Source organism: Arthrobacter sp. UYEF3, from assembly GCF_040546245.1.
GTDB lineage: Bacteria > Actinomycetota > Actinomycetes > Actinomycetales > Micrococcaceae > Arthrobacter.
Map to the genome: position 1 here is coordinate 165,913 of NZ_JBEPNK010000001.1, position 25,788 is coordinate 191,700.

Annotated in this window: 28 protein-coding genes; 16 read left to right on the forward strand and 12 right to left on the reverse strand. The window is 68.6% G+C overall.

The genetic code is table 11. The features are described from left to right. Positions 1-6 precede the first annotated feature (6 nt). The 3 genes from ABIB14_RS00720 to ABIB14_RS00730 are packed head-to-tail and all read right to left on the reverse strand — an operon-like array spanning position 7 to position 1,727. Entirely contained in the window at positions 7-324 is a 318-nt protein-coding gene (locus tag ABIB14_RS00720) for a rhodanese-like domain-containing protein (protein ID WP_354233351.1), read from the reverse strand. Between the two features lie 27 nt (positions 325-351). Then, positions 352-1,110, reverse strand: coding sequence for a sulfite exporter TauE/SafE family protein (locus ABIB14_RS00725; RefSeq protein WP_354233352.1), 759 nt, complete (start codon positions 1,108-1,110; stop codon positions 352-354). Next, positions 1,107-1,727, reverse strand: coding sequence for a rhodanese-like domain-containing protein (locus ABIB14_RS00730; RefSeq protein ID WP_354233354.1), 621 nt, complete (start codon positions 1,725-1,727; stop codon positions 1,107-1,109). The genes ABIB14_RS00725 and ABIB14_RS00730 overlap by 4 nt, the downstream gene beginning before the upstream one ends. Before the next feature lie 153 nt (positions 1,728-1,880). Between ABIB14_RS00730 and ABIB14_RS00735 the strand changes: the two genes are divergently transcribed. The 3 genes from ABIB14_RS00735 to ABIB14_RS00745 are packed head-to-tail and all read left to right on the forward strand — an operon-like array spanning position 1,881 to position 3,040. Beyond that, a complete protein-coding gene (locus ABIB14_RS00735) occupies positions 1,881-2,138 on the forward strand; it encodes a metal-sensitive transcriptional regulator (protein ID WP_354233355.1) in 258 nt (85 codons plus the stop codon). A gap of 49 nt (positions 2,139-2,187) precedes the next feature. Then, positions 2,188-2,616 (forward strand): DUF302 domain-containing protein, encoded by a 429-nt coding sequence (locus ABIB14_RS00740; RefSeq protein ID WP_354233357.1) that lies wholly within the window; start codon positions 2,188-2,190, stop codon positions 2,614-2,616. A 43-nt stretch (positions 2,617-2,659) separates the two neighbouring features. Continuing rightward, positions 2,660-3,040: a DsrE family protein gene (locus ABIB14_RS00745; RefSeq protein WP_354233359.1), complete on the forward strand. Its 381-nt coding sequence runs from the start codon at positions 2,660-2,662 to the stop codon at positions 3,038-3,040. Positions 3,041-3,309: 269 nt separating this feature from the next. Here ABIB14_RS00745 and ABIB14_RS00750 read toward each other — a convergent pair whose 3' ends face one another. Beyond that, positions 3,310-4,023: a TetR/AcrR family transcriptional regulator gene (locus tag ABIB14_RS00750; protein ID WP_354233360.1), complete on the reverse strand. Its 714-nt coding sequence runs from the start codon at positions 4,021-4,023 to the stop codon at positions 3,310-3,312. 112 nt (positions 4,024-4,135) lie between these two features. On the opposite strand from ABIB14_RS00750, the gene ABIB14_RS00755 reads away from it, so the two are divergent. Further along, the gene (locus ABIB14_RS00755) at positions 4,136-4,864 is read left to right on the forward strand and encodes a DUF4386 domain-containing protein (protein WP_354233362.1); all 729 of its coding nucleotides are present in this window, start codon (positions 4,136-4,138) and stop codon (positions 4,862-4,864) included. Positions 4,865-4,926: 62 nt separating this feature from the next. On the opposite strand, the gene ABIB14_RS00760 is transcribed toward ABIB14_RS00755, so the two are convergent. Then, complete coding sequence (locus ABIB14_RS00760) at positions 4,927-5,559, reverse strand: thioredoxin-like domain-containing protein (RefSeq protein ID WP_354233363.1); 633 nt, start codon at positions 5,557-5,559, stop codon at positions 4,927-4,929. Positions 5,560-5,612: 53 nt separating this feature from the next. Continuing rightward, positions 5,613-6,803 (reverse strand): TDT family transporter, encoded by a 1,191-nt coding sequence (locus tag ABIB14_RS00765; RefSeq protein ID WP_354233364.1) that lies wholly within the window; start codon positions 6,801-6,803, stop codon positions 5,613-5,615. A 114-nt stretch (positions 6,804-6,917) separates the two neighbouring features. Between ABIB14_RS00765 and ABIB14_RS00770 the strand changes: the two genes are divergently transcribed. The 3 genes from ABIB14_RS00770 to rdgB all read left to right on the forward strand — a co-directional run bounded on the left by ABIB14_RS00770 (position 6,918) and on the right by rdgB (position 9,542). Continuing rightward, positions 6,918-7,871 (forward strand): LysR family transcriptional regulator, encoded by a 954-nt coding sequence (locus ABIB14_RS00770; RefSeq protein ID WP_354233366.1) that lies wholly within the window; start codon positions 6,918-6,920, stop codon positions 7,869-7,871. Between the two features lie 268 nt (positions 7,872-8,139). Then, positions 8,140-8,898, forward strand: a complete 759-nt coding sequence (gene rph / locus ABIB14_RS00775; protein WP_354233367.1) for a ribonuclease PH — start codon at positions 8,140-8,142, stop codon at positions 8,896-8,898. Then, positions 8,895-9,542: an RdgB/HAM1 family non-canonical purine NTP pyrophosphatase gene (rdgB, locus tag ABIB14_RS00780; protein ID WP_354233369.1), complete on the forward strand. Its 648-nt coding sequence runs from the start codon at positions 8,895-8,897 to the stop codon at positions 9,540-9,542. The genes rph and rdgB overlap by 4 nt, the downstream gene beginning before the upstream one ends. 48 nt (positions 9,543-9,590) lie before the next feature. On the opposite strand, the gene ABIB14_RS00785 is transcribed toward rdgB, so the two are convergent. Next, positions 9,591-10,355: a VTT domain-containing protein gene (locus ABIB14_RS00785; RefSeq protein ID WP_354233538.1), complete on the reverse strand. Its 765-nt coding sequence runs from the start codon at positions 10,353-10,355 to the stop codon at positions 9,591-9,593. Positions 10,356-10,422: 67 nt separating this feature from the next. On the opposite strand from ABIB14_RS00785, the gene ABIB14_RS00790 reads away from it, so the two are divergent. Together ABIB14_RS00790 and ABIB14_RS00795 are read left to right on the forward strand one after the other, a co-directional pair. Beyond that, the gene (locus tag ABIB14_RS00790) at positions 10,423-11,451 is read left to right on the forward strand and encodes a 3'-5' exonuclease (protein WP_354233370.1); all 1,029 of its coding nucleotides are present in this window, start codon (positions 10,423-10,425) and stop codon (positions 11,449-11,451) included. A 60-nt stretch (positions 11,452-11,511) separates the two neighbouring features. Continuing rightward, the gene (locus tag ABIB14_RS00795) at positions 11,512-12,063 is read left to right on the forward strand and encodes a DUF4395 domain-containing protein (RefSeq protein ID WP_354233371.1); all 552 of its coding nucleotides are present in this window, start codon (positions 11,512-11,514) and stop codon (positions 12,061-12,063) included. On the opposite strand, the gene ABIB14_RS00800 is transcribed toward ABIB14_RS00795, so the two are convergent. After that, entirely contained in the window at positions 12,050-13,174 is a 1,125-nt protein-coding gene (locus ABIB14_RS00800; RefSeq protein WP_354233373.1) for an ADP-ribosylglycohydrolase family protein, read from the reverse strand. The two genes, ABIB14_RS00795 and ABIB14_RS00800, sit on opposite strands and share 14 nt — an antisense overlap. Positions 13,175-13,313: 139 nt before the next feature. Between ABIB14_RS00800 and ABIB14_RS00805 the strand changes: the two genes are divergently transcribed. From ABIB14_RS00805 to ABIB14_RS00835, 7 genes are all read left to right on the forward strand, one after another. Continuing rightward, a complete protein-coding gene (locus tag ABIB14_RS00805; RefSeq protein ID WP_354233374.1) occupies positions 13,314-13,670 on the forward strand; it encodes a YidH family protein in 357 nt (118 codons plus the stop codon). Beyond that, the gene (locus ABIB14_RS00810; protein WP_354233375.1) at positions 13,667-14,014 is read left to right on the forward strand and encodes a DUF202 domain-containing protein; all 348 of its coding nucleotides are present in this window, start codon (positions 13,667-13,669) and stop codon (positions 14,012-14,014) included. Before ABIB14_RS00805 ends, ABIB14_RS00810 begins: the two co-directional genes overlap by 4 nt. An 80-nt stretch (positions 14,015-14,094) precedes the next feature. After that, a complete protein-coding gene (locus tag ABIB14_RS00815; protein WP_502909571.1) occupies positions 14,095-15,066 on the forward strand; it encodes an MIP/aquaporin family protein in 972 nt (323 codons plus the stop codon). Between the two features lie 65 nt (positions 15,067-15,131). Further along, positions 15,132-16,313 carry an exonuclease SbcCD subunit D gene (locus ABIB14_RS00820; RefSeq protein WP_354233376.1) on the forward strand — a complete coding sequence of 394 codons (1,182 nt, stop codon included), beginning with the start codon at positions 15,132-15,134 and terminating at the stop codon, positions 16,311-16,313. Then, a complete protein-coding gene (locus ABIB14_RS00825; protein WP_354233377.1) occupies positions 16,310-19,387 on the forward strand; it encodes an AAA family ATPase in 3,078 nt (1,025 codons plus the stop codon). Before ABIB14_RS00820 ends, ABIB14_RS00825 begins: the two co-directional genes overlap by 4 nt. A gap of 89 nt (positions 19,388-19,476) precedes the next feature. Further along, the gene (locus tag ABIB14_RS00830) at positions 19,477-20,811 is read left to right on the forward strand and encodes an MFS transporter (protein ID WP_354233378.1); all 1,335 of its coding nucleotides are present in this window, start codon (positions 19,477-19,479) and stop codon (positions 20,809-20,811) included. 244 nt (positions 20,812-21,055) lie between these two features. Next, on the forward strand, positions 21,056-22,387 hold the full coding sequence (locus ABIB14_RS00835; protein ID WP_354233379.1) for an MFS transporter: 1,332 nt from the start codon (positions 21,056-21,058) through the stop codon (positions 22,385-22,387). Positions 22,388-22,487: 100 nt separating this feature from the next. Here ABIB14_RS00835 and ABIB14_RS00840 read toward each other — a convergent pair whose 3' ends face one another. Genes ABIB14_RS00840 through ABIB14_RS00855 form a run of 4 tightly spaced genes read right to left on the reverse strand, consistent with a single transcriptional unit; the run spans position 22,488 to position 25,727 of the window. Then, the gene (locus tag ABIB14_RS00840) at positions 22,488-23,315 is read right to left on the reverse strand and encodes an alpha/beta fold hydrolase (RefSeq protein WP_354233380.1); all 828 of its coding nucleotides are present in this window, start codon (positions 23,313-23,315) and stop codon (positions 22,488-22,490) included. A 4-nt stretch (positions 23,316-23,319) separates the two neighbouring features. Next, positions 23,320-23,649, reverse strand: a complete 330-nt coding sequence (locus tag ABIB14_RS00845; protein WP_043482513.1) for a biotin/lipoyl-containing protein — start codon at positions 23,647-23,649, stop codon at positions 23,320-23,322. Then, positions 23,642-24,697 (reverse strand): alpha-ketoacid dehydrogenase subunit beta, encoded by a 1,056-nt coding sequence (locus ABIB14_RS00850; RefSeq protein WP_354233383.1) that lies wholly within the window; start codon positions 24,695-24,697, stop codon positions 23,642-23,644. Before ABIB14_RS00850 ends, ABIB14_RS00845 begins: the two co-directional genes overlap by 8 nt. Then, positions 24,690-25,727, reverse strand: coding sequence for a thiamine pyrophosphate-dependent enzyme (locus ABIB14_RS00855; RefSeq protein ID WP_354233384.1), 1,038 nt, complete (start codon positions 25,725-25,727; stop codon positions 24,690-24,692). Before ABIB14_RS00855 ends, ABIB14_RS00850 begins: the two co-directional genes overlap by 8 nt. Positions 25,728-25,788 lie beyond the last annotated feature (61 nt).

The window sequence follows — 25,788 nt, forward strand, 5'->3', positions numbered from 1 at the left end:
ACGGTGTCATAGCCGTACCCGGTGAGGATCCTGGCCGCCTGGCCGCCTGGCCGCCTGGCCGCCGGGCTCGGCTGGGCCGCAGAGCAGGCAGACGTGGTGTTCGGTAGCAACGACGGTCCGGATTTTCTGGATCCCTGCGGTGCTGCTCTGCAGCCGGACCAGGGGGACGTGCTTGGGCTGGAGAGCCCGTCCGGACCGCCATTCGGCGACGGTGCGGACATCGATCAGGGTGGCACCTGAGGAAATGAGTTCCTTGGCTTCGGCCACCAAAACGGTCTTATAGGGTTTGCCGAGTGCCTTTTTGAGCGAGCTGATCAGTCCCATGGACTTCTCCCGGGTAACAGTCGGCTGTTAGGCGGTGAGTGTGCCGGCAGAGACCCAGGCTGCGACGGCGAAGATGAGAACCGCGAAGGACATGCGGATGTGCTTGTCCTTCAAGCGGCGGGCAAACCGGGCTGCGATGACCGATCCGAGGAGGGCGGGGATCGCGAACGCCAGTGTCGTTGCCCAGTCGATCGTGTAGCCGGCGGCGTGGGCGCTGAAGCCGGCGGCGGAATTGATGGCGATGATCGCCAGTGATGTCCCGACGGCCTGTTTCATGCGCAGGCCCAGGAAGATCGTCAGCGCCGGGGTGACGAGGAAGCCGCCGCCGACCCCCAGCAGGCCGGTGAGGAACCCGACGAGCAGGCCTACCGCGACAGCTTTGGGGGCGCAGGAGCGGAAAGCCCGGGAGGGTCCGGTGCTGCAGGAGCCCTCGGTTTCGGTGGTGCCGGTGAGCATCCGGATCCCGGCGATCACCATGATGGCTGCGAACGCCAGCATCAGGATGTTGGGGTCCAGCAGGCCGCCCACTGCTGCTCCGCCCCAGGCGGCCGGGATGCCGGCACCGCCGACCAAGAGTACTACGGGCCAGTTCAGGCCCTCCCGGACCCTGGGCAACAGCGCTGCCAGGGAGGACAAACCGACCACGAGCAGCGAGGTCGGGATGGCCTCGGCCGGGTGCATGCCCACCCCGTAGACCAGGGCCGGGACGGCGATGATCGACCCGCCGCCCCCGACCAAGCCCAGCACGATCCCGACGACGAGCCCCAGTACCAGGGGCGGGATCATGCCGCTGCGGTCTCTTCGGACGCGCCGCTACGGACGGGAAGTTGCTGGATGGCCGTTTCGCGCGTGGGCTCCTTGGCGGCCTTGTTCCACGGCATCGCTGAGATGGCCTGGCCCATGGCGCAGGTATTGGTCGCGGCGGAGAAGGTCAGGCCGGTGCCGATGGCCCCGGCGAGCATGCGGATCTTCGGGGAGACGAACCTGCCTCCCGCCAGGCCAAGGACAACGAGGGAACCGGCAGCCAGTCGCACCTGACGCTCCAGGTCCCAGCGGGTCCTGCCGCGGACAACATCACCGCCGGCGGACGCGAATCCGGGAACACCGCCGGTCAGGACGTACGCGGTGCCGATGCCGGCGCCGCCAAGGCGCTGCCGCGCATGCTGGGCCCGCGCCCCGGACTGGCAGACCAGCACCACGCGGCTGCCCAGCCGGTCCGCCAGCTCATTTGTGTGCTCGGAGAGCAGCGGCAGCGGAACGTTGTAGGAGCCGCGGATATGCATCGACTCGAACTCGGCCGCCGACCGTACATCGATCACCAACAGGTCCCCGTGCTCCTTAAACCAGCTGTTCAGGGTCTCCGGAGCCAGTGAAGTATCGGCGGGAGCGGAAGTGGAAGTCATGGATGTCCTTTCGAGACGGATCACGGCGTAGCTGAATACCCCACCGAGTATTACAGATACCCCCCAGGGTAGTCAATTACACCCCAGGGGGTATAGGATAGAGTATTGGTCACCGCTTTAGGGGACCCCATGACCTGCTTTTGGAGAAAAACCTTGGAACTGAACCCGTCAGAACTCACGCCCGTGATCAACCGCCTCAAGCGCGCCCAGGGCCAGTTGGCTGCCGTGACGCGCATGCTGGAGGAAGGCCGGGACTGCAAAGACGTCGTAACCCAGCTCGCTGCCGTCTCTAAGGCCCTGGACCGGGCCGGTTTCGCTATCATCGCCACCGGACTCGAGCAGTGCATCGTCCAAAAAGATGCAAGCATGAACACCAAAGACTTGGAGAAGCTCTTCCTCTCCCTGGCCTAAAACACGGTTGCCGCCCGCCTTGGCGGTGACCTAAGCGCAAGGAGCCCGCATGAGTTATACCCACACCATCACCGTGCCGCTGGACTGGGCGGAAGCGGTCGAACGCACCCGTGAGGCGCTGGCCGGGCAGGGATTCGGGATCCTGACCGAAATTAACGTCCGCGCCACGTTCGAAAAAAAGCTCGGAACCGGGGCCGCCGACGCCGTGGGTGACTATGTGATCCTCGGCGCCTGCAACCCCGAGCTGGCGAGCAAGGCCTTGGCCGCCGAACCGGACCTTGGCGCGCTGCTGCCCTGCAATGTCGTCGTCCGCCGCGGCACCGACGAGGCAGTGACCACCATCCAGGCCATCGACCCCCAAACCATGGTCCAGCTCAGCGGCAGTCCCGCGGTCCGGGAAGTAGCCGATGACGCGGACACGCGGCTCCGGGCAGCCCTCGCCGAGCTCAACGGGACCGGTCCATCCTCCGCCCAGTAAGCGCCTCACCTCACCATGCCCGCGGGCGACCCGGAAGGACACCATGCCAGAAACCCGTAACATCACGCCCCCAGCAACAACCGGCCCCGGCTTGCTGATCCATGCCGCCGGCCCGATGGATGAGGAGGGACTGCTCGCCGTCCTGCGCAGTGCAGCCAACGCCACCGCGGCCCTACCGACCGATAGGCCCATCGAAGTCCTAATCCAGGGCCCAGGGGTCAAATTACTCGCCAGCGACTCGGTCGCGATCGCAGCGGTCCAGGAAGCGCTCGGCGCGGGAACGCACCTCCTGGCCTGCGAAAACAGCCTCCGATCCGCGAATCTGGAACCCGGTCGGCTCACACCCGGTGTCGGCACCGTCCCGGCCGCCATCGCGCACCTCGCGTACCGTCAATGGGATGGCTGGGCCTACGCGCGGCTGTAGGTCGATGGTGCTGACCTCGTTCGGAATCAGAACCATCGACGGCGGGTTCGTCTTTGGCATTGCCCAGCTCCGCAAGACACAGAAGGTCCCCATCACCGTACTCGTGGGCTGGCAGCGGGTCTCTGGCGACTTGAATTCCGTGAACGGACCCTTTACCTGGCGGGTTGAAACGGCCGGTTTTCTGGATAGGCGTGGGGAACTGCGACGACTTGCACTGCGTCCTTGTAGACAAATCGGGAGGGATTGCGGGTTCGAAGCGCTATGGCCAGTCAGCTCCGCCCCGGCGGACGCCATCCTGTTTGGTGGAGCCGCTCGAAACCGTCAAGGAGTAGGTCGAGGGCGAATTCGAACTCGAATCTGTCGTCGCATCCGTGTGCCACGACTGTTCCGTCATGGTCGGCCGCGCCGCTGATCCGCGCGATGTTGGGGTAGCGCTCTGCCACGGCGAGGGTCTGGGCAGATTGCACTTCGGGGGCCGTCTCGGCTGCGGCCGCACTGCCGGAGCTGGGGGATTGGTCGAACAGTTCCTGGGTGAAGCCCCACATCCGGCTGCCCAGAGCGTGCATGACGTGGTGGGTGAGGTCCACGGAGAACCCGCCGGTCAGGAACATCCCGATCGTGGACTCGAGGTAGTCCAGCACGGTCGGCGTGTGATTGGTACGCGACTCAAGTACGGGGCGCGCCCACGGATGCCGCATCAGTACCTGCCGGGCCGAGATAATCCGCAGACGGACAGCCGTCTTCCAGTCGGTGCTGCTGATCGGCGGATCGATCTCGTTGATAATCACCTCGACCATCGCGTCGAGCAGCTCTTCTTTGTTCGCGACGTGCTTGTACAGCGCCATCGGTACGACCCCGAGCTCTTCGGCGAGCCGGCGCATGCTCAGCGCCTCGAGGCCGATCTCGTCGGCGAGCTCCACCGCGGCCTGAAGCACTCGATCGCGGTTAAGACGTGTGCGCGGGGCGGCCAGCCCTGGAGCCATTGCGGTCCCTTTCAGGTTGGGAGACGGTTCACCCTTGACAGGAGTACATCGTACACCTTACAGTCTTTTCACCAAAGGTGTACCGCGTACACCGTGACTCAAAGGAGTTCTTATGACCCCCACCCGCAGAACCGCAGTTCTCATCGGCGGTCTCTTCCTGCTCAGTGAAGTCGGCGCGATCGTCGCCCGGCTCCTCTACGCTCCGGTGCTAAACACGCCAAGCTACGTCACCGGAACCGGCCGGGACCCGTCGGTGGCCCTCGGTGTTTTGTTCGAGGTGTTGCTCGTGATCGCCGTCGTCGGCACCGCAGTGGCCATCTATCCCGTCGTTAGACGCCGGAGCCCAAGGTTGGCCCTGGCCTACGTCGCCGCCCGCATCCTCGAGGCGTCAATCATCACGGTGGGCACTATCAGCCTGCTCACCGTGCTGCTGCTGCGGCAGCAGCCCCACGGCGCCGACGAGGGCACCCTCGAAGTCGTCGCGGCGGCCCTGCTGGCGCTGCAAGACGCTTCGCTCCTGTTCGGCCAGGGCTTTGCGCTCGGCACCGGCTCGATCGTGCTGGCCTGGCTCATGTACACGTCCCGCCTCGTGCCTCGCTTCATCGCGGTTCTCGGCCTCGCAGGTGGCGCGGTCATCACGCTCTCAACCGTGCTGGTCATCTTCGGCCTGTACGGGCAGTTCTCACCGATCGGGCTGCTCGTCGCGCTGCCTGTATTCGCCTGGGAGATATCACTCGCGCTCTGGCTGATCATCAAAGGCTTCAATGCCACTGCACTTGAGCGGGTGGAAGAAAGCCGCGTTGGCACCGAGCGGGCGAAATATTCAGCCATCACCAACTAGCCCTGACAATCGATAGGGACGCGCATTCCTCCGTAGCGGACCGGCCGACAGATCAACGGCCACTATCCATTAATTCCGCCGCTGCAGGTCTCTCCAGGTTCTGGTGTTTGCGGGCCTTGCTGGAACGCGTTGATGAAGGCGGTCAGGCGCGGGTCTGTCGGGTCGGTGACGCTGAGTTGTTTGCCCCAGGCGGTGGCTTCGATGCGGGAGCTTTGGCCGGGGAAGGGGCTGACCAGGACGTGGCTTTGATTTGTTGCGAGTTGGGCGAGCCTGGCGATGTCGTCGGTGGGAAGTCCGGGTTGGTAGCTGATCCAGACGGCACCGTGTTCCAAGGAGTGCACGGCCAGGGTTTCCAGAATGGGCCGGTCATAGGCTCCGCAGTTCGTCCAGATCGGGGCATGGTCTCCGCCGACGCCGGGACGTTGTGGATAGATCACCGCGGTCTGTACGTGGTTCCTACTCAGTCCCGCATAGCTGATGACTCCTTCAATGTTCGTCGGGTCCTTCTCTACTGCCGGGTTCGATTGGTGGGTGCTGTTTGTGCTGAGTCCGTAAGTGAGTGCCCCGACGGCGACGACGAGTGGCACGCCGACGGCCACCAATAGCCGCCGCCATCGGACGGGCGCATGGGGCGTTTGCTTGTTGATGGATGCGTGCTCAGTTGGGCGGGAACCGGGTGGTGTTCTGGGGGTCATGGAGTGGTCCTTCGGATGGGGGCGGTGGGTTGCACGGCTGAACGGTGGGTCTTCTACAGCTTCCCCGAAGGTATGGCGGTGGCGGGTTTCTGGAAGAGGGTGCCTTCGAGGATGCTGCCGTGGAAGGTCCGGGCGGCGACGACGATCCAGGCGGCGACCAGCAGGGCGTAGCCGGTGACGGCCATCGCGTCGAACGCGGTCAGGTGTGTGTGGGCGGCGAGGCCGGTCAGGCCGGTGACGCAGGTCCCGATGGGGAAAGTGAAGGACCACCAGGTCAGGGAGAACGGCAGGCCCTGACGGGCGGTGCGGATGGTGATGGCGGTTGCGAGGGCCGCCCACATGAGTGCGAAGCCCAGGACCGGTACGCCGTAGAGGACGCCGAAAGCTTCCATCGCCCTGGCCAGGGTCCCGGACACGGCGAGGTGGGCGTTTCCGCCGAGGAGATTAGCGGCGGTGATGGACTGACCGAGCGGGCCCAGGACGATCCACAGAGTGGGGACTGCCGCGGCGGCCCCGATCTTGTGTGCGGCCAGCCTGCTCCAGATCAAGGTGATGATGATGATAGAGGCGAGCAGGCTCAGTCCGAACATCGCGTAGCAGCCCATCAGAAGGGTCAGGCGCGCCTGCCCGGCCGGGACGTAGGGCAGCAGCAGTGCCCCGGTGGAGGCCGAGACCATCGGGGGGACCACGGGCATCAGCCAGCCGCCGAACGCGCTGTCCTGTGTGATCTGGTGCCGGGTGAACTGCAGGTACGGGACCGCGACGGCGCTGGCCAGCCCGAGCACGGTCCCGGCGGTCCACAGCACCGCATCGATGCCGAGCGCGAGCTGTTCGCCGAGGATGTCCTTGCCCAGCAGCAGGGTCCCGGCCCCGACGGTAAGCAGCGCCATCGGAGGTGCGCCGTAGAAATGCGCCATCACCGGATGGCTGTGGTGGCTTGCCGCGGTCTTCCGGTGCTGGATCCAGTGCACGCCGGTCGCTGCGGTCAGCAGGATCAACAGCACGGACGCGAGGGCCCAGACGATGGTGGCGCCGGTGCGCAGGCCCGGGAATTGCAGGGGAAGCGTCGCGGCGGCGGTCGCGACGATCCCGGTGCCCATGATGGAGGCAAACCAGTTCGGGGTCAGGTTCGCGAACAGCTCCGACGGCTTCTCCAGCCGGCGCAGGACGCGACGGCCGCCAGCACGGAAGCCCGGGGGCAGTTCCGGTGGTGCGGTGTGGTGTTTATCGGCGGTTAGCAGCATGGTTCCCATACCTTCCATGATCCCGGTCCCGGACCGGCCGCAGTAGGGGGCATAGACTTGTCCGGGTACAAGTCGAACTTGTATCACATGCGCCGTTTTGAAGGAGATTCCCCGATGCTCAGCCCCCGCATACCGCAGCTCTCCGCCCTGGAAATGCTCGCCGCGGTCCATGATCTGGGATCCCTCTCCGCCGCCGGGAAACACCTTGGGCTATCCCAGCAGGCTGTCTCCTCCCGGATGCGTTCCCTGGAATCCCAGATCGGGTCCGCACTGTTGACCCGGACACCGCGGGGATCCACCCTGACAGAGTCCGGCGCCCTGGTCGCGGGCTGGGCGGCGGAGGTCCTCGCCGCCGCGGAGCGGCTCGATGCCGGGATCGCCTCGCTCCGATCCGACACCGCCCGCCAGCTGAAAGTCGCAGCCAGCCAGACGATCGCCGAACATCTGCTGCCGCTCTGGCTGGTTGCGCTGCGCCGCCAGCAGGAGGCCCTCGGGCTCACGCCCACCGTCGTGGAGTTGACGGTGAACAACAGTGAAGCCGCCGTAGCCATGGTCCGATCCGGACAGGCGGCCCTCGGTTTCATCGAAAGCCCGCACCTTCCCCCGGACCTGAGCGCCGCCGCGGTGCAGGACGATGACATGGTCCTGGTCGTCGCACCGGGGCATCCCTGGGCCCGGCGCCGGACACCTGTCACAGCAAGGGAACTGGCGGCAACAGCACTGGTCACCAGGGAACACGGCAGCGGAACCCGGGACGCCCTCGAGCACCTGCTCAAGGCCGCCGGAGCCGCGACCCTGGCAGCTCCGCTGGTGGAACTCTCCACCACGGCGGCCGTCCGCTCCGCCATCGCCGCCGGCACGGCCCCCGGCGTACTTAGCGCACTGGCCGTCCGTGACGACCTTGCCCTGCACCGGCTCGTCGTCGTCGCCGTCCGCGGGCTGCCCCTGCGCCGGACACTGACAGCCCTCTGGCAGACCGGCACCTTACCCCCACCCGGACCGGCCCGGGACCTGACAGCCATCGCCGCCAGGCCTGCGCCCGGGGCTGGCGCGCGCCGTAAGGCATAACCCGGCGGCGTCGAACGAATGGCCCACCGCCGACTTGCACTAAAACGGGTAATGCTCGGACCGCGCTTGCGAGACCGAACGGAGTTGGAGAATTTAGAGCAGCCAGTGTCGGGGAGCAACACGCCCCAGCCGGGCCGTTACACCACGCTAATGGACGCTACTTCTGCGGGAGGGGCGTGCGTGTCCGGCGTCCGCATCCGGTCCAACCGGTTGGTCTTCACCGGGGCTCCGCTAAGGAAGCTCGCGCCGAGTCGATAAGCTAGAAGGCATGACTTCCGAAGCCCTCCCTGCCCCCGTTATCCGCGCCGATGGCCGCACCCCCGACCAGCTCCGCCCGATCAGCATCACCCGCGGCTGGTCCAAGCAGGCCGAAGGCTCGGCCCTGATCGAGTTCGGAAATACCCGGGTGCTCTGCACGGCGTCGTTGACCGAAGGCGTGCCGCGCTGGCTCAAGGGCGAGGGCCGGGGCTGGGTGACCGCCGAGTACGCCATGCTGCCGCGGGCCACCAACACCCGCTCCGCCCGCGAGTCAGTGAAGGGCAAGATCGGCGGCCGCACGCACGAAATTTCCCGCCTGATCGGCCGCTCGCTGCGCTCCATCATTGACACCAAGGCGCTGGGCGAAAACACGATCGTGCTCGACTGCGATGTCCTGCAGGCCGACGGCGGCACCCGCACGGCGGCGATCACCGGCGCGTACGTGGCGCTGGCCGAGGCCATCCGCTTCGCCCGGGAGAATAAACTCATCACGCGCAATGCCCAGCCGCTGGTCGACACGGTCGCCGCCGTCTCGGTGGGCATCATCGACGGTGTGCCGATGCTGGACCTGCCGTACGTGGAGGATGTCCGCGCCGAGACCGACATGAACGTGGTGGTGACGGGCTCGGGTAAGTTCGTCGAGGTCCAGGGCACCGCCGAGGGCGCCCCGTTTGACCGCGACGAGCTCAACAAACTGCTGGACCTGGCCTTGCTCGGGACGGAGCAGCTCGCCGCCATCCAGCGCGAGACGCTGGCCGAAGCCCCGTGACGGGAGTCGCCGCGCCCGTTTTGGTCCTGGCCACCCATAACCAGGGCAAGCTCAGGGAACTGCGCGAGCTCCTACGCGGGCAGCTGCCCGGGGTCGACGTCGACACGCAGGTGGTGGACGCCGGCGCCGTCGGAGCCCCCGACGTCGTGGAGACCGGGGTGACCTTCGCGGAGAATTCGCTGCTTAAGGCCCGGGCTGTGGCGGCCGCCACCGGCCTGATTGCGATCGCCGACGACTCCGGCCTGGCCGTGGACGTCCTGGGCGGGGCGCCGGGCATCTTCTCGGCGCGCTGGGCGGGACATCACGGGGACGACGCCGCGAATCTGCGGCTGCTGCTGGACCAGCTCTCGGACGTGCCGGACGACTTCCGCGGCGCGGCTTTTGTCTGCGCCGCGGCGCTGGCCCTGCCGGCCATGGCCGGCGAGGAAGCCCGGGAGGTGGTGGAGTACGGCCAGCTGGAGGGGACTCTGCTGCGTGAACCGCGGGGGGCCGGCGGCTTCGGTTACGACCCGGTGCTCCAGCCGAGCGGCCTGGACCGCAGCTGCGCCGAACTCAGCCCGGAGGAGAAGAACGCCATCAGCCACCGCGGCCACGCCTTCCGGGCGCTGCTTCCGGCGATCGTGGCGGCGTTGGCCGGCAAGTAGCCGGTGCGGCCGGCCCTGACGGGCCGGCCGGCGGGGGAGTAGCGCTCCCTACGGCGTCTTGCGCTCTTCTTCCGGTTCGTGCTCCTCGATGAATTCCTCGACGACGTCGGTGCCGTTCTTTGCGCCCTGGCGCTTGGCGATCAGGCCCCGGAGTATTTCGATGCCGATCGGGATCACGGATAGCAGCACGATCACGATGAAGATGATGTCGATGTTCTTCCCGACCCAGTCGTACTGTCCGAGCCACGCGCCCAGGAGCGTGACGCCGCCGCCCCAGAGCACCGCGCCGATCACGTTGTAGACGAAGAACTTGTGCTTGCTCATCTGGGCCACGCCGACGATGACCGGGACGAAGGTCCGGATGATCGGGACGAAGCGGGCAAGGATGAGGGCCTTGCCGCCGTGCTTTTCGAAGAAGGCGTGCGCGCTCTCCACGTTTTCGCGCTTAAAGAGCTTGGAATCGGGCCGCTTGAAGATCGCCGGGCCGGCCTTGGAACCGATCAGGTAGCCGGCCTGATTACCGAGTATTGCCGCGACGATGATCAGCGCGCACATCCCCCAGAGATTGAACTTGATGGCCCCCGTCGCGACCAGCAACCCCGCCGTGAACAACATGGAGTCACCCGGCAGGAAGAACCCGATCAGCAGCCCGGTTTCGGCGAAGATGATGGCGCAAACGACCAGAACAACCCAAGGACCCAGCGGAGAATCGCGCAAGAAGACATCGGGGTTGAGCCAGTCGGGCAGGAAGGCGGACAGGTGCGGCTGGACGGGTCCGGCGCCTCCGAGGGTGGTCACGGCGAGTTCGTGCAGGCTAATAGGGTTCACCCATCAAGGGTACTTGACGGGCCGGTCCCGGTTCCGGCGCTAAAGTGGCAGCGTGGGTTTGGACTTTACGGCGATCGACTTCGAGACAGCTAACGGCTTCCGCGGCTCGCCGTGCGCCGTCGGCCTGAGCAGGGTGCGCGACGGTGTCGTCGTCGAGGAGGCCGCCTGGCTGATGCGGCCGCCGGCGAACCACGACGTGTTCGACCACCACAACGTCCGCATCCACGGCATCCGGCCCGAGCAGGTGGCTGGGCTGCCCCGTTTCGGTGAGCTGTTCCCCGAGATCGGCGCCTTCATTGGCGATGACGTGCTGGCCGCCCACAACGCCGCCTTCGACCTCGGCGTGATCCGTTCCGGCCTGGAGGTCTCCGGCCTGCCGGGGCCCGCCTACGACTATGTCTGCACTGTGATGCTGTCCCGGCGCTGCTATTCGCTGGTGTCCAACTCGCTGCCGTACGCCGCCGAGGAGGCCGGCGTCCCGCTGCTCAACCACCACGACGCCGCCGAGGACGCCCGGGCCTGCGCCGGCATCCTGATTGACATCGCGGCCCGCAACGGCGCCGCCAGCATCGCGGAACTGTACCTCTCGCTGGGGCTGGCCATGTCCCGGCAGCAGGCCTTCGACCCGCGCCGCGACCCGCTCTCCAAGGCCACCCGGTCCGCAATCGAGGCGCTCGCCTCCGGCCAGGGTCCGGGTTCCCCGGGCCGCGGGTTCCGTCCGGGCTGGCCGGAGGAGGGAGCCAACCCGGAGCCCAACGCCGCGGCAGAGGCCGACCACCCGCTGTTCGGGCAGACCGTGGTGTTCACAGGGGAACTGGCGATTGCACGGCCCGAGGCGAAGCTGCGCTCGGCCGAGCTCGGTGCCCGGCCGGAAAGCCGTGTCACCGCCCGCACCACGGTCCTGGTGGTGGGGGACGGCTTCGTCGCCGCGGACCTGCGCTCGGGCCGCCTCACCGGCAAAGCGCGCCGGGTCCTCGAACTGCACGAACGCGGCCAGCGGATCGAGGTCCTCTCCGAGGGGGAGTTCCTGCAGATGGTGGGCGGACACGTGACCGAAGTTCAGCCCGCCCGGGCCTTCTAAGCGGGTCATACTGCGCAACAATCGTTTCGCCCGGGCCGGGCCCGCTCCTAGCCTTGGACGATGAGCAAACTGATCTCTGCACCGGTCCGCCCGGCCCAGGTTCCCGCCCCCGGGGCGCGGGGCCGCGTCGACTGGCGCAAGGTCTTCGCCTTCCCCAACCCGGTGAACGAGTACTCTGCGCGGATCACCGCGGCCCTCGTGGTGCTGCTGTCGCTCGTGACCCTGCTGACCGGCGCCGGCTGGGGGCTGGCGGTCATCGCGGCCGGCTTCTGGCTGCGGATGCTGTTCGGCCCGCGGATCTCGCCCTTCGGTGTGCTCTCGGTCAAGGTCCTGACGCCGTTGTTGGGCAGGAAGCGGCTTGTCCCCGGCCCGCCGAAACGCTTCGCGCAGGGCATTGGCGCAGCCATGTCCACGGCTGCCGCCATCCTCTTCGCCGCGGGCCTGGCACCGGCCGCCTGGATCCTGCTCACGGTCCTGATCATCGCCGCGTCACTGGAGGCCTTCGCCGGCTTCTGCCTCGGCTGTGCAATCTTCGGACTGCTGCAGCGCCGCGGACTCATTCCGGACGATGTCTGCGAAGCCTGCAACAACATTTCGCTCAGGCGCCCGTAACCGCCACCAGCCGCGTGGCCATGCCCCGGATGAGCTCGGGGGCCTCGAGCGCGGCCAGCCAGTCCGCGGGCAGGCATCGCTCGCCGTAGTGTGCCCCCAAGATGTTGCCGGCGATCGACGCGGTGGAGTCGCTGTCGCCGCTGTGGTTTACCGCCACGCCGATCGCGGCCCGGAAGTGGTCCGCCGGGCTGGCGGCAGCCGCCGTCGTCTCCGGGGCGGTGGCCAGTACGGCGTAAAGACCGACGGCGAGTGCCTCCTCGGCCGCCCAGCCCTCACCCAGCTGCCGCACCAGTTCTTCGGCGCCCAGCAGGCCGGCTGTTGCGGCTTCGGGGGCCAGGCGCAGGGCCGCCGTCAGCCGCCCGACCAGGGCCGGATCGGGTTCCTCACCCTTCGGCAGCCGGCCCTCCTGCAGCTGTGCGAGTGCGACGCCGGCCGCCTCGTGCAGGCCTCCGCCGTCGACCAGGGAGCGGATCAGCAGGCTGAACACGCCTGCGCTCTGCCGGGCCGAGGGGTGCCCGTGGGTCAGCGACGCCGCGTCCGCACTTATCTTGTAGACCGCGTCCGCCGGGATGTGCGGAATCAGTCCGAACGGGGCCGAGCGCATCACCGTGCCGCAGTCCTTGGACTCCGGGTTGACCGGCCGGTACACGGTGCCCATCTGCCCGGTGGAGAGGCCGCTGAGGCAGGCGTTGCCCGGCGCGCGGCGGTGCCGGAGCACCTCGTGGCTGTCGATCCAGCGCGGCGGCTGGAACGGTGCGGAGTCCGGGAGCGACACGCCCTGGCTGCCGAGCCAGCGCAGGTAGGCCAGCCACAGGCAGGCGTTCGTGTCCGCCGCCACACCGGAGTTGGCCCACTCGAGCGCCTCCAGCAGCCCGTCCACCGTGTACAGCGTCATCTGCGTGTCATCGGAGAAGTGGCAACCGCCGCCGAGTTCGGCGAAGTCCCGCAGCCCGTCCGGCCCGAAAACGGCACGGATGGCGCCGATGGCCTCGAATTCCACCGCGTAGCCCAGCGAATCGCCCAGGGCGCCGCCCAGCAGGCAGCCGTGGATGCGGGACCGGTGGGACGGTACGGGGGACGCTGCAGGGGTGCTGACGGTCTCGAAACTCATGCCCTCAAATTTACCCCGGCGCTCTGCCCGAGGGTAAAGCGGTCCGGCGCGGTGCCTGCCGCTGCCGGTAGGGTTCTATTGGCGCACTGTCAGTCAGGGTGCCGTGTTAAAGGACAAGGAACACGGGTGGAGGAGACGGATGCGCGAACCAGCCTGGCGGAAGACCGGCAGCACGCCCGACTACAGGTTTTCGCTGGCCAACGAGCGGACGTTCCTGGCCTGGATCAGGACCTCGCTGGCCCTGATCGCCGGCGCGCTCGCCGTTGACCAGCTGGCGCCGGGAATCGCGCCGGGTCCGGTCCGGGTGGTGCTCTGTGTGTTGCTGGCGCTGATCGGCGCCGGGCTGGCGGCCCTTTCCTACCGGCGCTGGGGGAAGATGGAGGCGGCAATGCGGAACAATCGCGAATTGCCGTTTTCCGGCGTGCCGCTGGTGGTGACGGTGGGCGTGGCCGCCGCGGCGTTCATCCTGGCCGGCCTGATCCTGCTGGCCCGTTGAGCGCTCCGGCGCACCGGGACCCCGGGCTCCAGCCCGAGCGGACCTCGCTGGCCTGGCGGCGCACCTTGCTGGCGCTCGTCGTCGTCGACCTGTTGGTCTGGCGGAGCTGGGCGCACGGCGGCGGCCCGGCGGCAGGGGGTATTGTCTCCGGAGTCGACCTCCGGGGCCTCTGCGTCCTGGCCGCCATGGCGGCCACCGTCGTGCTTGCCGGTTGCGGGTTCGTGCGCGGCCGGGAGCTGCACCGGGGGTCAGGGGCGCCGCCGGCTGTCCTGATGGGGTGCGCCGCAGCCGCCGTGATCACCGTCGCCGGCGGCACGGTAGCTGCCCTGGCACTGGGCCGCTAAGCTCCGTCCCAGCCAACGTCCAGACTCCGCTGGGAGACTTTTTCCGGCAGCAGGCCCCCAAACGAAGGAATCCCGAGAACATGACGATGCCAGTGTCAGCCTCCGAGCCCGGCGGTCCCCACCCGTCCGCCGTCCGGGACGACCGGCAGCCCGGCCTCATCGCCCGGCTCTCCGCCGAGGCCCTCGGGACCCTGTTCGTGGTGGTCGTCGGCCTGGGCGTGGCGATGTTCGCGATTCCGCAGTACAACCCGATTCCCGCTTCGCTGGCGGCGGGCCTGGCCCTTACTGCGGCCATGCTCGCCTTCGGCTACCTGTCCGGCGGCCACTTCAACCCCGCCGTGACGGTCGGCAACGCGATCGCCGGCCGGATCAGGCCGGTCGAGGCCGCCGCCTACATCGGCGCGCAACTGGTGGGTGCCCTGCTCGGTGCGCTGGCGCTGTTTGGCGTGCTGCGCACCGTGCCCAAGCTCAACGGCACCCAGGCGGCCTTCGACACGGTGGCGGCCGGCTTCGACGCGCGCTCGGTCATCCAGGCCCCGCTGGCCGGCGTCCTGCTGGTCGAGGTGGTCGGGGCGGCCCTGCTGGTCGCCGTGTATCTCGGCACTACCGCAGGACGCAATCCGGCCAGGGCGGCGGCACCGTTCGCCGTCGGCCTGAGCATGGCCGTGCTGTTGCAGCTGGGCCAGAGCGTCGGAAACGCCCCGTTCAACCCGGCCCGCGCCACGGCCGCCGCGCTGTTCAGTAGCCCGGATGCGCTGGGCCAGCTCTGGCTCTTCTGGGTGGCGCCGCTGGTCGGCGCGGCCGTGGCGGGGCTGGTGTTCCGTGGCTTTGCCCACACTTCGGTGCGGGCGGGCTCGGAGTCCGGTGACCCGGCGGCGGAGTCCGCGGACGCCGGTGGCCCCGACGACATCGATGACATCGATGACCTTGGTGACGTTGATCACCTCGACGGCGACACGGCCGCGCCGGCCAGTGCCCCGACCAAGGAGCCGGCGCCGGGCCCGGCGCGCTCCGATGAGGCCCGCGACTTCTTCGACAAGCGCACCCCTTAAGGTTCCCTACCGCCGTCACCGGGCCGGTGCGCAAGACTGTCGGTGGCAGCCGATAGCGTAGTGGCATGCGGTTATTGCACACCTCGGACTGGCATTTGGGCCGGTCGTTCCACGGCGTCGGGATGCTCGACGCCCAGCGGGCCTTCGTCGACCAGTTGGTCGATGTCGTCCGCGAGCGAGCTGTCGATGTGGTGCTGATCGCGGGCGACGTCTACGACCGCGCGCTGCCCGGCGTCGACGTCGTCGGCCTGCTCGACGACGCCCTGGTGCGATTGACCGGCGCCGGGGCGAAGGTGGTGCTCACCAGCGGCAACCACGATTCGGCCATCCGGCTGGGCTTCGCCTCCCGGCTGCTTGAACGCGGGGGAGTGCACCTGCGCACCCGGCTCGCGGAGCTGGACACTCCGCTGCTGCTGCCCCTCGCCGATTGCACGGACGAAGACAGCGGGCCGGTGCTGGCGATTTACGGCATCCCCTGGCTGGAGCCGCGGCTGGTCGCCGGGCAGTTGGGCGTCGAAACCGCCAGCCATTTCGAGGTGACGCGCGCCGCCACCGAACTGATCCGCGCCGACATCGCGGTCCGGTCCGAGTCCCGGACCGTCCATTCCGTGGTGCTCGCCCACACCTTTGCCAGCGGCGGGATCAGCTCCGACAGCGAACGGGACCTGAGCATCGGCGGGGTCGGCGCGGTGCCGCTAGATCTCTTTGACGGCTTCAGCTACACAGCCCTGGGCCACCTGCACGGCCGGCAATCGCTCTCGCCCGGCGTCCGCTACTCCGGTTCGCCGCTGGCCTATTCGTTCTCTGAAGCGAAGCACCGGAAAGGCGGCTGGCTTATCGACCTGGACGCCAGCGGCGTCACCGACGTCACCGAGGTGCTGTGGGAAGCCCCGCGTGAACTCGCCGTGCTGCGCGGCAAACTGGACGAGCTGCTTGAGGACAAGGAGTTCGGGTGGGCGGAGGTCGCCTACTGCCAGATCACGCTGACAGACCCGCAGCGCCCTTCCCACGCCATGGAACGGCTGCGCGCCCGCTTTCCTGACACCCTCGTCCTGGGCTTCGACCCCGACGGCGGCGCGGCAACGGCCAAGATCAGCTACAGCAGCCGGCTCGCCCGGGCCGGGGACGACCTCTCGATCTGCTGCGGATTCCTGGAACACGTGCGCGGCCGCAGCGCCGACACGGCAGAATCCGCCGTCCTGGCTGAAGCGCTCGAAGCCGTCCGGCTGGAAGGGGTGTCCCGGTGAGGATCCACCGCCTGGAAATTTCCGCGTTCGGCCCCTTTGCCGGCACGGAGCGTGTCGACTTCGACCGGCTCAGCAGTCACGGGCTCTTCCTACTCAACGGTGCCACCGGGGCCGGAAAAACCAGTGTCCTCGACGCCATCTGCTTCGCCCTTTACGGCTCGGTACCCGGCGCCCGCCAGGAGGGCAAGCGGCTGCGCAGCGACCACGCCGACGCTGCCGCTGAGCCGCGCGTGACCTGCGAGTTCTCCGCCAAGGGCAGGCACTTCGAAGTGTCCCGGACGCCCGCCTGGAACAAGCCCAGCGCGCGGGGCAAGAACGGCTTCACCGAGCAAAAGGCCAACACGCTGCTGCGCGAGCGGGTCGACGGAGAATGGGTGGAAAAGTCCGGCCGCAATGACGAGGCGGGCGCCGAAATCACGGCCCTGCTGGGCATGGACCGGGACCAGTTCACCCGGGTGGTGATGCTGCCGCAGGGCGACTTCGCGGCCTTCCTGCGCTCCAAGGCCTCCGACCGGCTGGTGCTGCTCCAAAGCCTGTTCGGGACCCAGCGCTTCGAAGCCGTGGAACAGGAACTGGGCCGGCGGGCGGCGGCCGCCCGCGCGGAGGTGGAGAGCCTCAACAACCAGCTGGGGCTGCTGCTGGCGCAGGCCGAGGCGGAAACCGCGGGCCTCGGCGTGGAATTGGACGAGGCGCCGGACCGCGAGGACGCCGATCGGCTGCTGGCCTGGCTTGAGGCCGCTGCAGCGTCCACAGCCGGCAACCGGCAGGGCGCGGCGGCCGAGGCCGAGCGCCTCGGCGCAGACCTGACCGCCCGCTTGGAGGCGGCCGCGGCGCGCGCCGCCCGGGAGGCAAAACTGGCGGCGGCCGAGCGGCGCAGGGCCGACGCCGAGGCAGCCGCTCCGGAGCTGCGCAACAAGGCCGCGCGGCTCGAACAGCACCGCAAAGCCGAAGTGCTCGGCGGCCAGCTGCAGGCCGTGGACAGTGCCAAGACCGCTGAGGAACGGGCAGGCGCTTCCGTGTCCGCGGCGGCCGCCGAGCTGCGTGCCGCGGCGCTCCTGGACCCGGAGCTGGCCGGGCTGCCGGGCACACTTCCGGGCACGGGGCCGGACGCGCTGTCCGACGGCGGTCCGCCAGTCGACGGATCCGTGCTGCGGAGCGGGCTCGCCCGGCTTCGCTCTCTCGGGGCCGTACTGGAGGAGCGGCTGCCGGACGAGGAACGCCTGGCCGCCCTGCTCACCCGCCGCACCGAACTGCAGCTCAGCCTGGACAAGCTCCACACGGCAACCCGCTCCGGTACCGCGGCACTGGACATCCTGCGCGCCGAGGCGAAGGAACTCTTTACCGTACTGGCCCCGCTCGAGGAGCTGGCCGCTGACGTCCAGCTGCGGACCAAGGAGGCCGCCGCCGCGGACGAGCTGGTCAGCATCGTGGGCAGGCACACTTCGGCCGCGGCAGATTGTGCAGGCATCGCCCAGCGGCACCGCCTGGCCCGCGACCAGCACCAGGACCGCCGTCAGCGCTGGCTGGACCTCAGGGAGGAGCGGCTCACCAATGCCGCAGCGGAACTCGCGGCTCAACTGCTCCCGGACCAGCCGTGCCCGGTCTGCGGCAGCCCCGAGCATCCCGACCCCGCTCCCGCCGCGGCGTCGGCGCTCGCCATCGCCGAGGCCGAAAGCGGAGCCCAGGAAGATGCCGAGGCGGCCGAGACCGTGCTGTCGGCGCTGGAACGCGAGCTGGCCGAAGCCCAACAAGTCCTCGCCGTGCTGGCAGCGCAGGGCGGCGACACGGACCCCGACGTTGCCCGCAGCGACGCCGCGCTGACCAAGGCACGGGCAGCCGACGCCACCCGCGCCGTCGCGGAGTTGGCGGCCAACCGGGCCCGGCGCTCCGAACTGGAGCAACAGATTTCGGCCGCGGAACAAGCCCGAACGGCGGCCGCTGAAGGGATCGCCCGGACCGGGTCCACCCTCAGCGAAGTCCGAGAGCAGTCCCAGGGCCTCGAAGCCGCTGTGGCGAGCCTGCGCGGCGGGCACGCAACCCTCGCGGCCCGGCTTGATGCGGTCCGTGGAACGACGGCGCTGCTCGAGCGTGCAGACGCGGCCGCAGACGGCCTCGAACAGGCCCGGGCGCGGACCGCGGACACCATGGCCCTGCTGGACCAGGCCCTGCCTGCCTCCGGCTTCGACTCGGCCGCCGCGGCCCGCGCGGTGCTGCTCCCGGCCCCCGACGCGGCCGGGCTGGAAGCCTCTCTCCGGGCCGGGCATGATGAAGCCGCCCGGCTCGAGGAACTCTTTGCCGGCGAGGAACTCGCCCTCGCCGCCCGTGAACTGGCGACTGACGGGCCCGTGGACCCCGGCATGCTCGATCAGCTTCGGGCCGACTCCGCCGCGGCGGATCGCAACGCCCGTGAGGCTGTGCTGGCCTCCGGACTCGCCGGGAAGTCGGTGCGGACGCTGGGCGGGATCTCCGCCCAGTACGCGGAACAGGCCGCCGCCGGCCGTGGTCCCCGGGACCGGGCGGCGCTGTGGACCGCCGTGGCGGAAGCGGCCCGTGGCGGCGGCGACAACTCCTACCGCATGAGCCTGAACAGCTACGTTCTGGCCGCCCGGCTGGAACAGGTGGCAGCGGCGGCGTCGGAGCGGTTGATCGGTATGAGCGACGGCCGGTACACCCTGCAGCACACCGACGCCCGGGCAGCCCGCGGACAAAAATCCGGGCTGGGCCTGGAAGTCGTGGACCAGTGGACCGGCCAGCGCCGCGATACCGCCACACTGTCCGGCGGGGAGTCCTTCATGGCCTCGCTCGCCCTGGCCCTCGGCCTCGCGGACGTGGTGCAGATGGAATCCGGCGGCGTGGACATCGAGACCCTGTTCGTTGACGAGGGCTTCGGAAGCCTCGACGAGCAGTCACTCGAACAGGTCATGGATGCGCTCGAAGGGCTTCGCGATGGCGGCCGGGTGGTGGGCCTGGTAAGCCATGTGGCCGAAATGAAACAACGGATTACCACCCAGCTGCAGGTGGTCAAGGGCCGCAACGGATCCACCCTGCACATCTCCGACGACGGCCAGGCCTGAGGCCGGCCCGCTCGGCTACACTTGAAGGGTTACCGGGTCGCGCGCATCGGGAGGAGGGACGATGCGCACCATCGAACGAGCCCGGAACCATGAACCCTTCACCGTCGTCTACGACGTCCCTGACCGTTGCGACCCCAGCGGCACCCCGCAGCGGCGGGCGTTTCGCCCGGTTGCCCCTGCTGGCCGGCCCGGGTTTCATCCCGCTTGGGCTCTTCGCCCGTCTGCCGCTGGCCATGCTGACAGTGGGCGCCCTGACGCTTGTCACGGCCGTGACCGGGTCCTACGCGGTCGGCGGTGCCGCGGCCGGGGCCGTCGGGATCGGCTCGGCTCTCGGCGCCCCCGTGCTGGGGATCCTGGCGGACCGGCTGGGCCAACGCCCGGTCCTGCTCTTTTTCGCAGTCTTCAACACCGTGGCCGTGACCGCCCTGATCCTCGCCGCGTACCTTGTCCCCGGCACCCAGGAGCTGTCCGCCGCCGTGCCGGTTCTCGCCGCGGCGTTCGTGGCCGGCGGCAGCTGCCCCCAGGTCGGCCCGCTGGCCAGGGTCCGCTGGATGGCTATGAGCTCCAGCGGCAGCGGCCAGCAGGGGGACCTGGACACCGCACTGTCCTATGAGAGCACCGCCGATGAACTGACGTTCGTGATGGGTCCGGCGCTGGTGGGAATCCTCGCCAGCCTGGTCAGCTCCTGGCTGCCGCTCGCGCTTGCCGCAGCTCTCACCCTCACCCTGGTGCCCGCCTTCGCGGTGCACCCGACGCACCGTGCCGTGCCGCGCACCCCGGCGCTGAGCGGCACCGCTGCGGCCGCCGCCCGGCAGCGCCGGAAAGCCCTGCCGGCGTCGCAACGCGCGGCCGGCGTCTTCGCCGTCGGTCTGCCGGTCCTGGCCATGGTCTGCATGGGAACCTTCTTCGGCTCGACCCAGACCTCCCTGAGCTCGTTCGCAGCCGGCTTCGCCAGCTCGGAGCTGGCGGGGCTGTTGTATGCGGTGATGGGCCTGAGCTCGGCCGCCGCGGCGCTGTCGGTGGCGTACTGGCCCGGGCGCTTCAGCATCCCCGCCCGCTGGCTGGCCTGCGCGGCCCTGATGGCCGGACTCGCGGCACTGCTGCTGCTGCCCTCGACCGCGCCGCCCATGATCCTCGTGCTGCTGGTACTGGGGGTTCCGGTGGGTCCGCTGATGGTCACCGTGTTCGCCATCGGCGGCCTCGTGGCCCCGGAAGGGAAACTCGGCACCGTGATGACGGCGCTGGCCAGCGGCCTCGTCGCCGGAACTGCCGTGGGGTCGTCCATCGCCGGGCAACTCGCACAAACCGTCGGCTATTCGGCCGCGTTCCTGGTTCCGGTCTGCGCCGCCTCGGCGCTGTTCCTGCTCGGGGCGGCAGCCGCCGTCGTACTCCGGCGAAGCACCGGACCCGCGGCCTCAGCCTGACCCCTCAGCCTGACCCCTCTTCCTGACCCCGCTTCCTGACCCAACTGACAGAGCAGATTGAACCGGCAGACTGAACGGCGTTCGACCCGCCGGCCGGGCATTTCCCCGACTATGTGCGACTTATCACAGTTTCATAGTATGATCACGAATACCAACTGACCGTTCGATCAGTAATCACGAGGCACTCAGTTATTCACTTCGCACCCACCCGGGCAGCACCTCTGCCCCCAGCTATGGAGTTCCAATGACCGCAACTTCCACCGTCGATTCAGAGGCCGGCCCCAGCAGTAAACATGAGGAACGCAAGGTCCTCGCCGGGACCCTGGTCGGCACCACCATCGAGTGGTACGACTTCTTCATCTTCGCCCAGCTGACGGCAACGCTGCTGTCTCCGCTCTTCCTGGCCCCCCTGAATGACTCAAATCCCGGCCTGGCGCAGATCCTATCCTTCGCGCTGATCGGAATCAGCTTCCTGTTCCGTCCGCTGGGCGCCATCATCGCCGGGCACCTTGGCGACCGTCTCGGCCGCAAGGCCATGCTGGTTTTCACCCTTGTCATGATGGGAGCCGCTACGGCCCTGATCGGCGTGCTGCCGACCTACGCCCAGATCGGCTTCTGGGCCCCGGTCCTGCTGATCCTGCTCCGAGTCATCCAGGGCTTCTCGGCCGGCGGTGAATGGGGCGGCGCCGCCCTGATGGCTGTGGAGCACGCCCCGATGAGCAAGCGCGGCCTGTTTGGTGCCTACCCGCAGATCGGCGTTCCGGTGGGCATGATCCTCGCCACCGGCCTGCTCTACTTCCTCAACACCGGCATGTCGAAGGAAGACTTTGCCGCCTGGGGCTGGCGGATGCCGTTCCTGCTCTCGATCGTGCTGATCGTGGTGGGTTACCTGATCCGCCGCGCCGTCGCCGAAAGCCCGGTCTTCAAGGAGATGCAGGACCGCAAGGAGGAAAGCAAGGCTCCGCTGGGCGAGCTGATCCGCAAGCACAAGAAGGCTGTCCTCTACTCGACGATGATCTTCATCGGCAACAACGCTGCCGGCTACCTGCTGATCGCGTTCTTCATCTCCTACGCCACCAAGACGCTGAAGATGCCCACGCCGCAGATCCTGCTGGCCACCACGCTGGCCTCCTTCGGCTGGCTGGTCTTCACCCTCGTCGGCGGCTGGCTTTCGGACAAGATCGGCCGGGTCAAGACCTTCCTGATCGGCTACGCAATCGTCTTCGCCTGGATGATTCCGATGTTCGCCCTGATCGACACCAAGAACATCGTGCTCTACGGCGTGGCGTTGTTCGTCCTGACCATCGGCCTGGGGCTGTCCTATGGCCCGATGTCCGCAATGTACGCCGAGATGTTCCCGGCGAACGTCCGCTACTCGGGCATCTCGATCGGGTACGCCTTCGGCGCCATCCTCGGCGGCGCCTTCGCGGCAACGATCGCTGAGGTCCTGCTGCAGGGCACGCACTGGACCGGGTCGATCGGCATCTACATCATGATCCTCTGCGTCATCTCCGCCGTCGGCGTCGTCCTGGCCAAGGAGACGCGCGGCCGCCCGCTGGGCGTCAGCAAGCACTAAGCGGGACCACAGCAACGCGGGATCACCTCGTGCCCGGCCGGAACCTCCGGGCCGGCGCGAAGTGACCCCGCGTTGGCTGTTTAAGGCTGGCTAAGAACGCCTAGACGGCCAGGAAGCTGATGGCGCCCTGCTTGAAGGCCCGGCTGGTGACGGCGTTGGTGTGGTTCCGGCCCGGCAGGATGAGCTGTTCCGCCATGGAGCCGGCCCTGGCGCCCAGCTTAGCGAGGTCGGGCATGGTCGCAGCCCGCTCGTCCTGCTCTCCGGCCACCAGCAGCATCGGCATCGGCGGGACAGCCTCGGCCGGGTCGAACGGCTCGTCCTTGATCGCCTCGATCAGCGACAACAACGCAAAGATGTTGTTGCTCGGCAGCAGTTGCGCCATCTTCAGCAGGCCGGCGGTCGATTGGTCAGCGATCGGGGTGCCGTCGGCCAGGTACCGTTGCGCGGCGACCAGGTCGAAGTCCGCCAGCGGGTCCGCCACGTTGGGGCCGCCGAGGACAAGCCGGTGGACCAGTTCGTGCTGCGTGGCACCGAATTCCCAGGCCAGCCTGGCCCCCAGCGAGTAGCCGATCACGTCCAGCCCGCTCGCCGGATCGCCGTCGCGCAGGGGGCGGGCGCCGGCGTCCGACGCGATTTGGAGCAGATCCGCGCGGATCCGGCTGGGGGAGTACGAGTCCCGGTCCTCCGGGGCGCCGCTGCGGCCGTGGCCGGGCAGGTCCACGGTGATGACGCGGCGGCCGGCCTGGCTGAGGGCCGCGATCCAGCCGGTGTCCTCCCAGTTGAGTTTGGCGGAGGAGGAGAAGCCGTGCAGCAGCAGCACCGGGCGCAACCCGGCGTCGTCCGCTGGATCGTGCACCCCGACGTACAGCCGGGGATCGGTGCCCTCGACGGTGTGGGAATGCTGTTCGCCGGTGTGCCTGCCGCTCATGGTCTCAGTCCTCATCAAGTACGGCGCTCAGGCGGACCCGGCGCTTCGGTGCCTCTTCCTTCGGGACCGTGCCCACGATGCCGGCGGTGTTGTCCGGCACCTCGAACACGATCAACGGCTCGCCGACATTGATCTTGTCGCCGGGCCCGCCGTGGATACGCACTACCTTACCGGCCTGCGGGCTGGGCAACTCGACGGCCGACTTGGTGGTTTCGACCTCCACGAGCGGCTGGTTGCGTTCCACCTGGTCGCCCGGGGAAACCAGCCATTCCAGCACGGTCGCCTCGATCAGGCCCTCGCCGAGATCCGGCAGCGGGAAGGAAATTTCAGCCACGTTTGTACTCCAATACTCGCTGGATGCCGAAGAGGATCCGGTCAATGTTCGGGATGTATTCGTCTTCCAGGTCACCCGAGGGGTACGGGACATCGAAGCCGGTGATGCGTTCCACCGGCGCCCTGAGGGTGTCGAAGCAGTGCTGGGTGATCAGTTGCGCCACCTCGGCGCCCAGCCCGGACGTCAGCGGCGCCTCATGGACGACGACGGCGCGGCGCGTCTTCCGCACGGAGGCGGCCAGCGCCTCGGCATCGATGGGCTTGAGCCAGCGCAGGTCCAGGACCTCGACCTCGATCCCGTCTTCGGCGGCGAGCTCGGCCACCTGCAGGCAGCGGGACACCATGGCGCCCCAGGCGACGAGCGTCAGGTGCTTACCCTCGCGCATGACCTTGGCGCCTTCCGGGGCCCCGCCGGACGGATCGGCTATGACGGGATCGACGTCGCCCTTCTGCCAGTAGCGGGACTTCGGCTCCATGAAGATCACCGGGTCCGGACGGGTGGCAGCGTACTTAAGCAGGTGGTAAGCCTCGTGCGGGTTCGACGGGGAGACCACCTTAAGCCCGGGCACGTGCGCGAAGAGCGCCTCGAGGCTTTCGCCGTGGTGTTCAGGGGCACGGATGCCGCCGAAGCTGGGCACGCGCAGGGTAATGGGCATCGGCAGGGTACCGCGGCTGCGGTAGTTCAGCCGGGCGATCTGGCAGACGATCTGGTTGATCGCCGGATAGGCGAAGCCGTCGAACTGGACCTCGGGGATGGGGTGGAAGCCGGCCATCGCCAGGCCCACGGACATGCCGAGGATGCCGGATTCCGCCAGCGGGGTGTCGAAGACCCGCTGCGCGCCGTGCTTGGCCTGCAGTCCGTCGGTGATCCGGAAGACGCCGCCGAGCCGGCCGCAGTCCTCGCCGAAGATGACGGCCTTGGGGTTGTCCGCGAGCACCTCGTCCAGGGCCCGGTTGAGCGCCTGCTGCATGGACATCACGGTGACGGAAGCTGGCGTGGCTGCGGGCGTGCTTGCAGCGGCCCTACTGTCGAGAATCGAGTTAGACATGTTCGGACTCCTCGCGCCAGTTGGCGGCCTGGGCCTGCAGGGCAGGGGTGGTTTCCTGGAACACCAGGTCAAACATTTCGGCTCCGGGCCGCGGCCCGAGGGCCTCGATGCCGGCCCGGATGTCCTCCTCTTCGGCCTTGGCCGCGGCGAGGGCCTCGGCGAAGAAGGCCTCGTCCGCGATGCCGTCCGCCAGCAGCCGCTGCCGCAGGCGCTCCAGCGGATCTTCACCGGCACCGTCGCGCTCCTCGTCGAGCGAGCGGTAGCGGCCGGGGTCATCGGCAGTGGAATGCGGGCCGCGGCGGTAGGTCTTGGCCTCGATCAGCACCGGGCCGTTGCCGGCCCGGGCGTGTGCGAAGGCGCGGCGGGTGGCGTCGACGACGGCGACGACGTCGTCGCCGTCGATCTGCAGGGCCGGCATGCCGTAGCCGGCGGCGCGGGCGGCGACGGAGCCGCCTGCCACCTGGCGTTCGGTGGGCACGGAGATGGCCCAGCCGTTGTTCTGCACAAAGAAGACCACCGGCGCCTTCATTACGGCGGCGAAGTTCATGGCCTCATGGACATCGCCCTGCGAGGATGCGCCGTCGCCGAAGTACGTCAGGGCGACGCCGTCCTTCTGCTCCAGGGTCTGGCCGTGGGCCCAGCCGACGGCGTGCAGCACGGACCCGGCGACAACAGCCTGGATCGGGGCGAGCCGGGACTCCAACGGGTTGTACAGGCCGCCGTGCCAGGTGGCCTTGTGCGTTGACATGTAGCCCACCATGTCCACTCCCATGGTCCGGGCGACGCCCATCTCGCGGTACGTGGGGAACACGAAGTCGCGGGTGGTGTCCACGGCGTAGCCGCTGCCCACCTGCGCCGCCTCCTGGCCGAGCTCGGGGGCGTAGCCGGGGATGATGCCCTGCCGCTGCCAGGCGATCGCGGAGCGGTCCAGATGCCGCACTGCGACCATCAGTGAGTACAGTTCGCGGAGCTGGGCGGGGCTGAGCGGTCCGGCGTCGCCGCCGGCGATCGCAAGGGGGAGTGCGTCCATATCTGTGACCTTAGTCACCCGTGAAGTGCTGTGCAATCAGCCTGGATATCAGTGATCATGC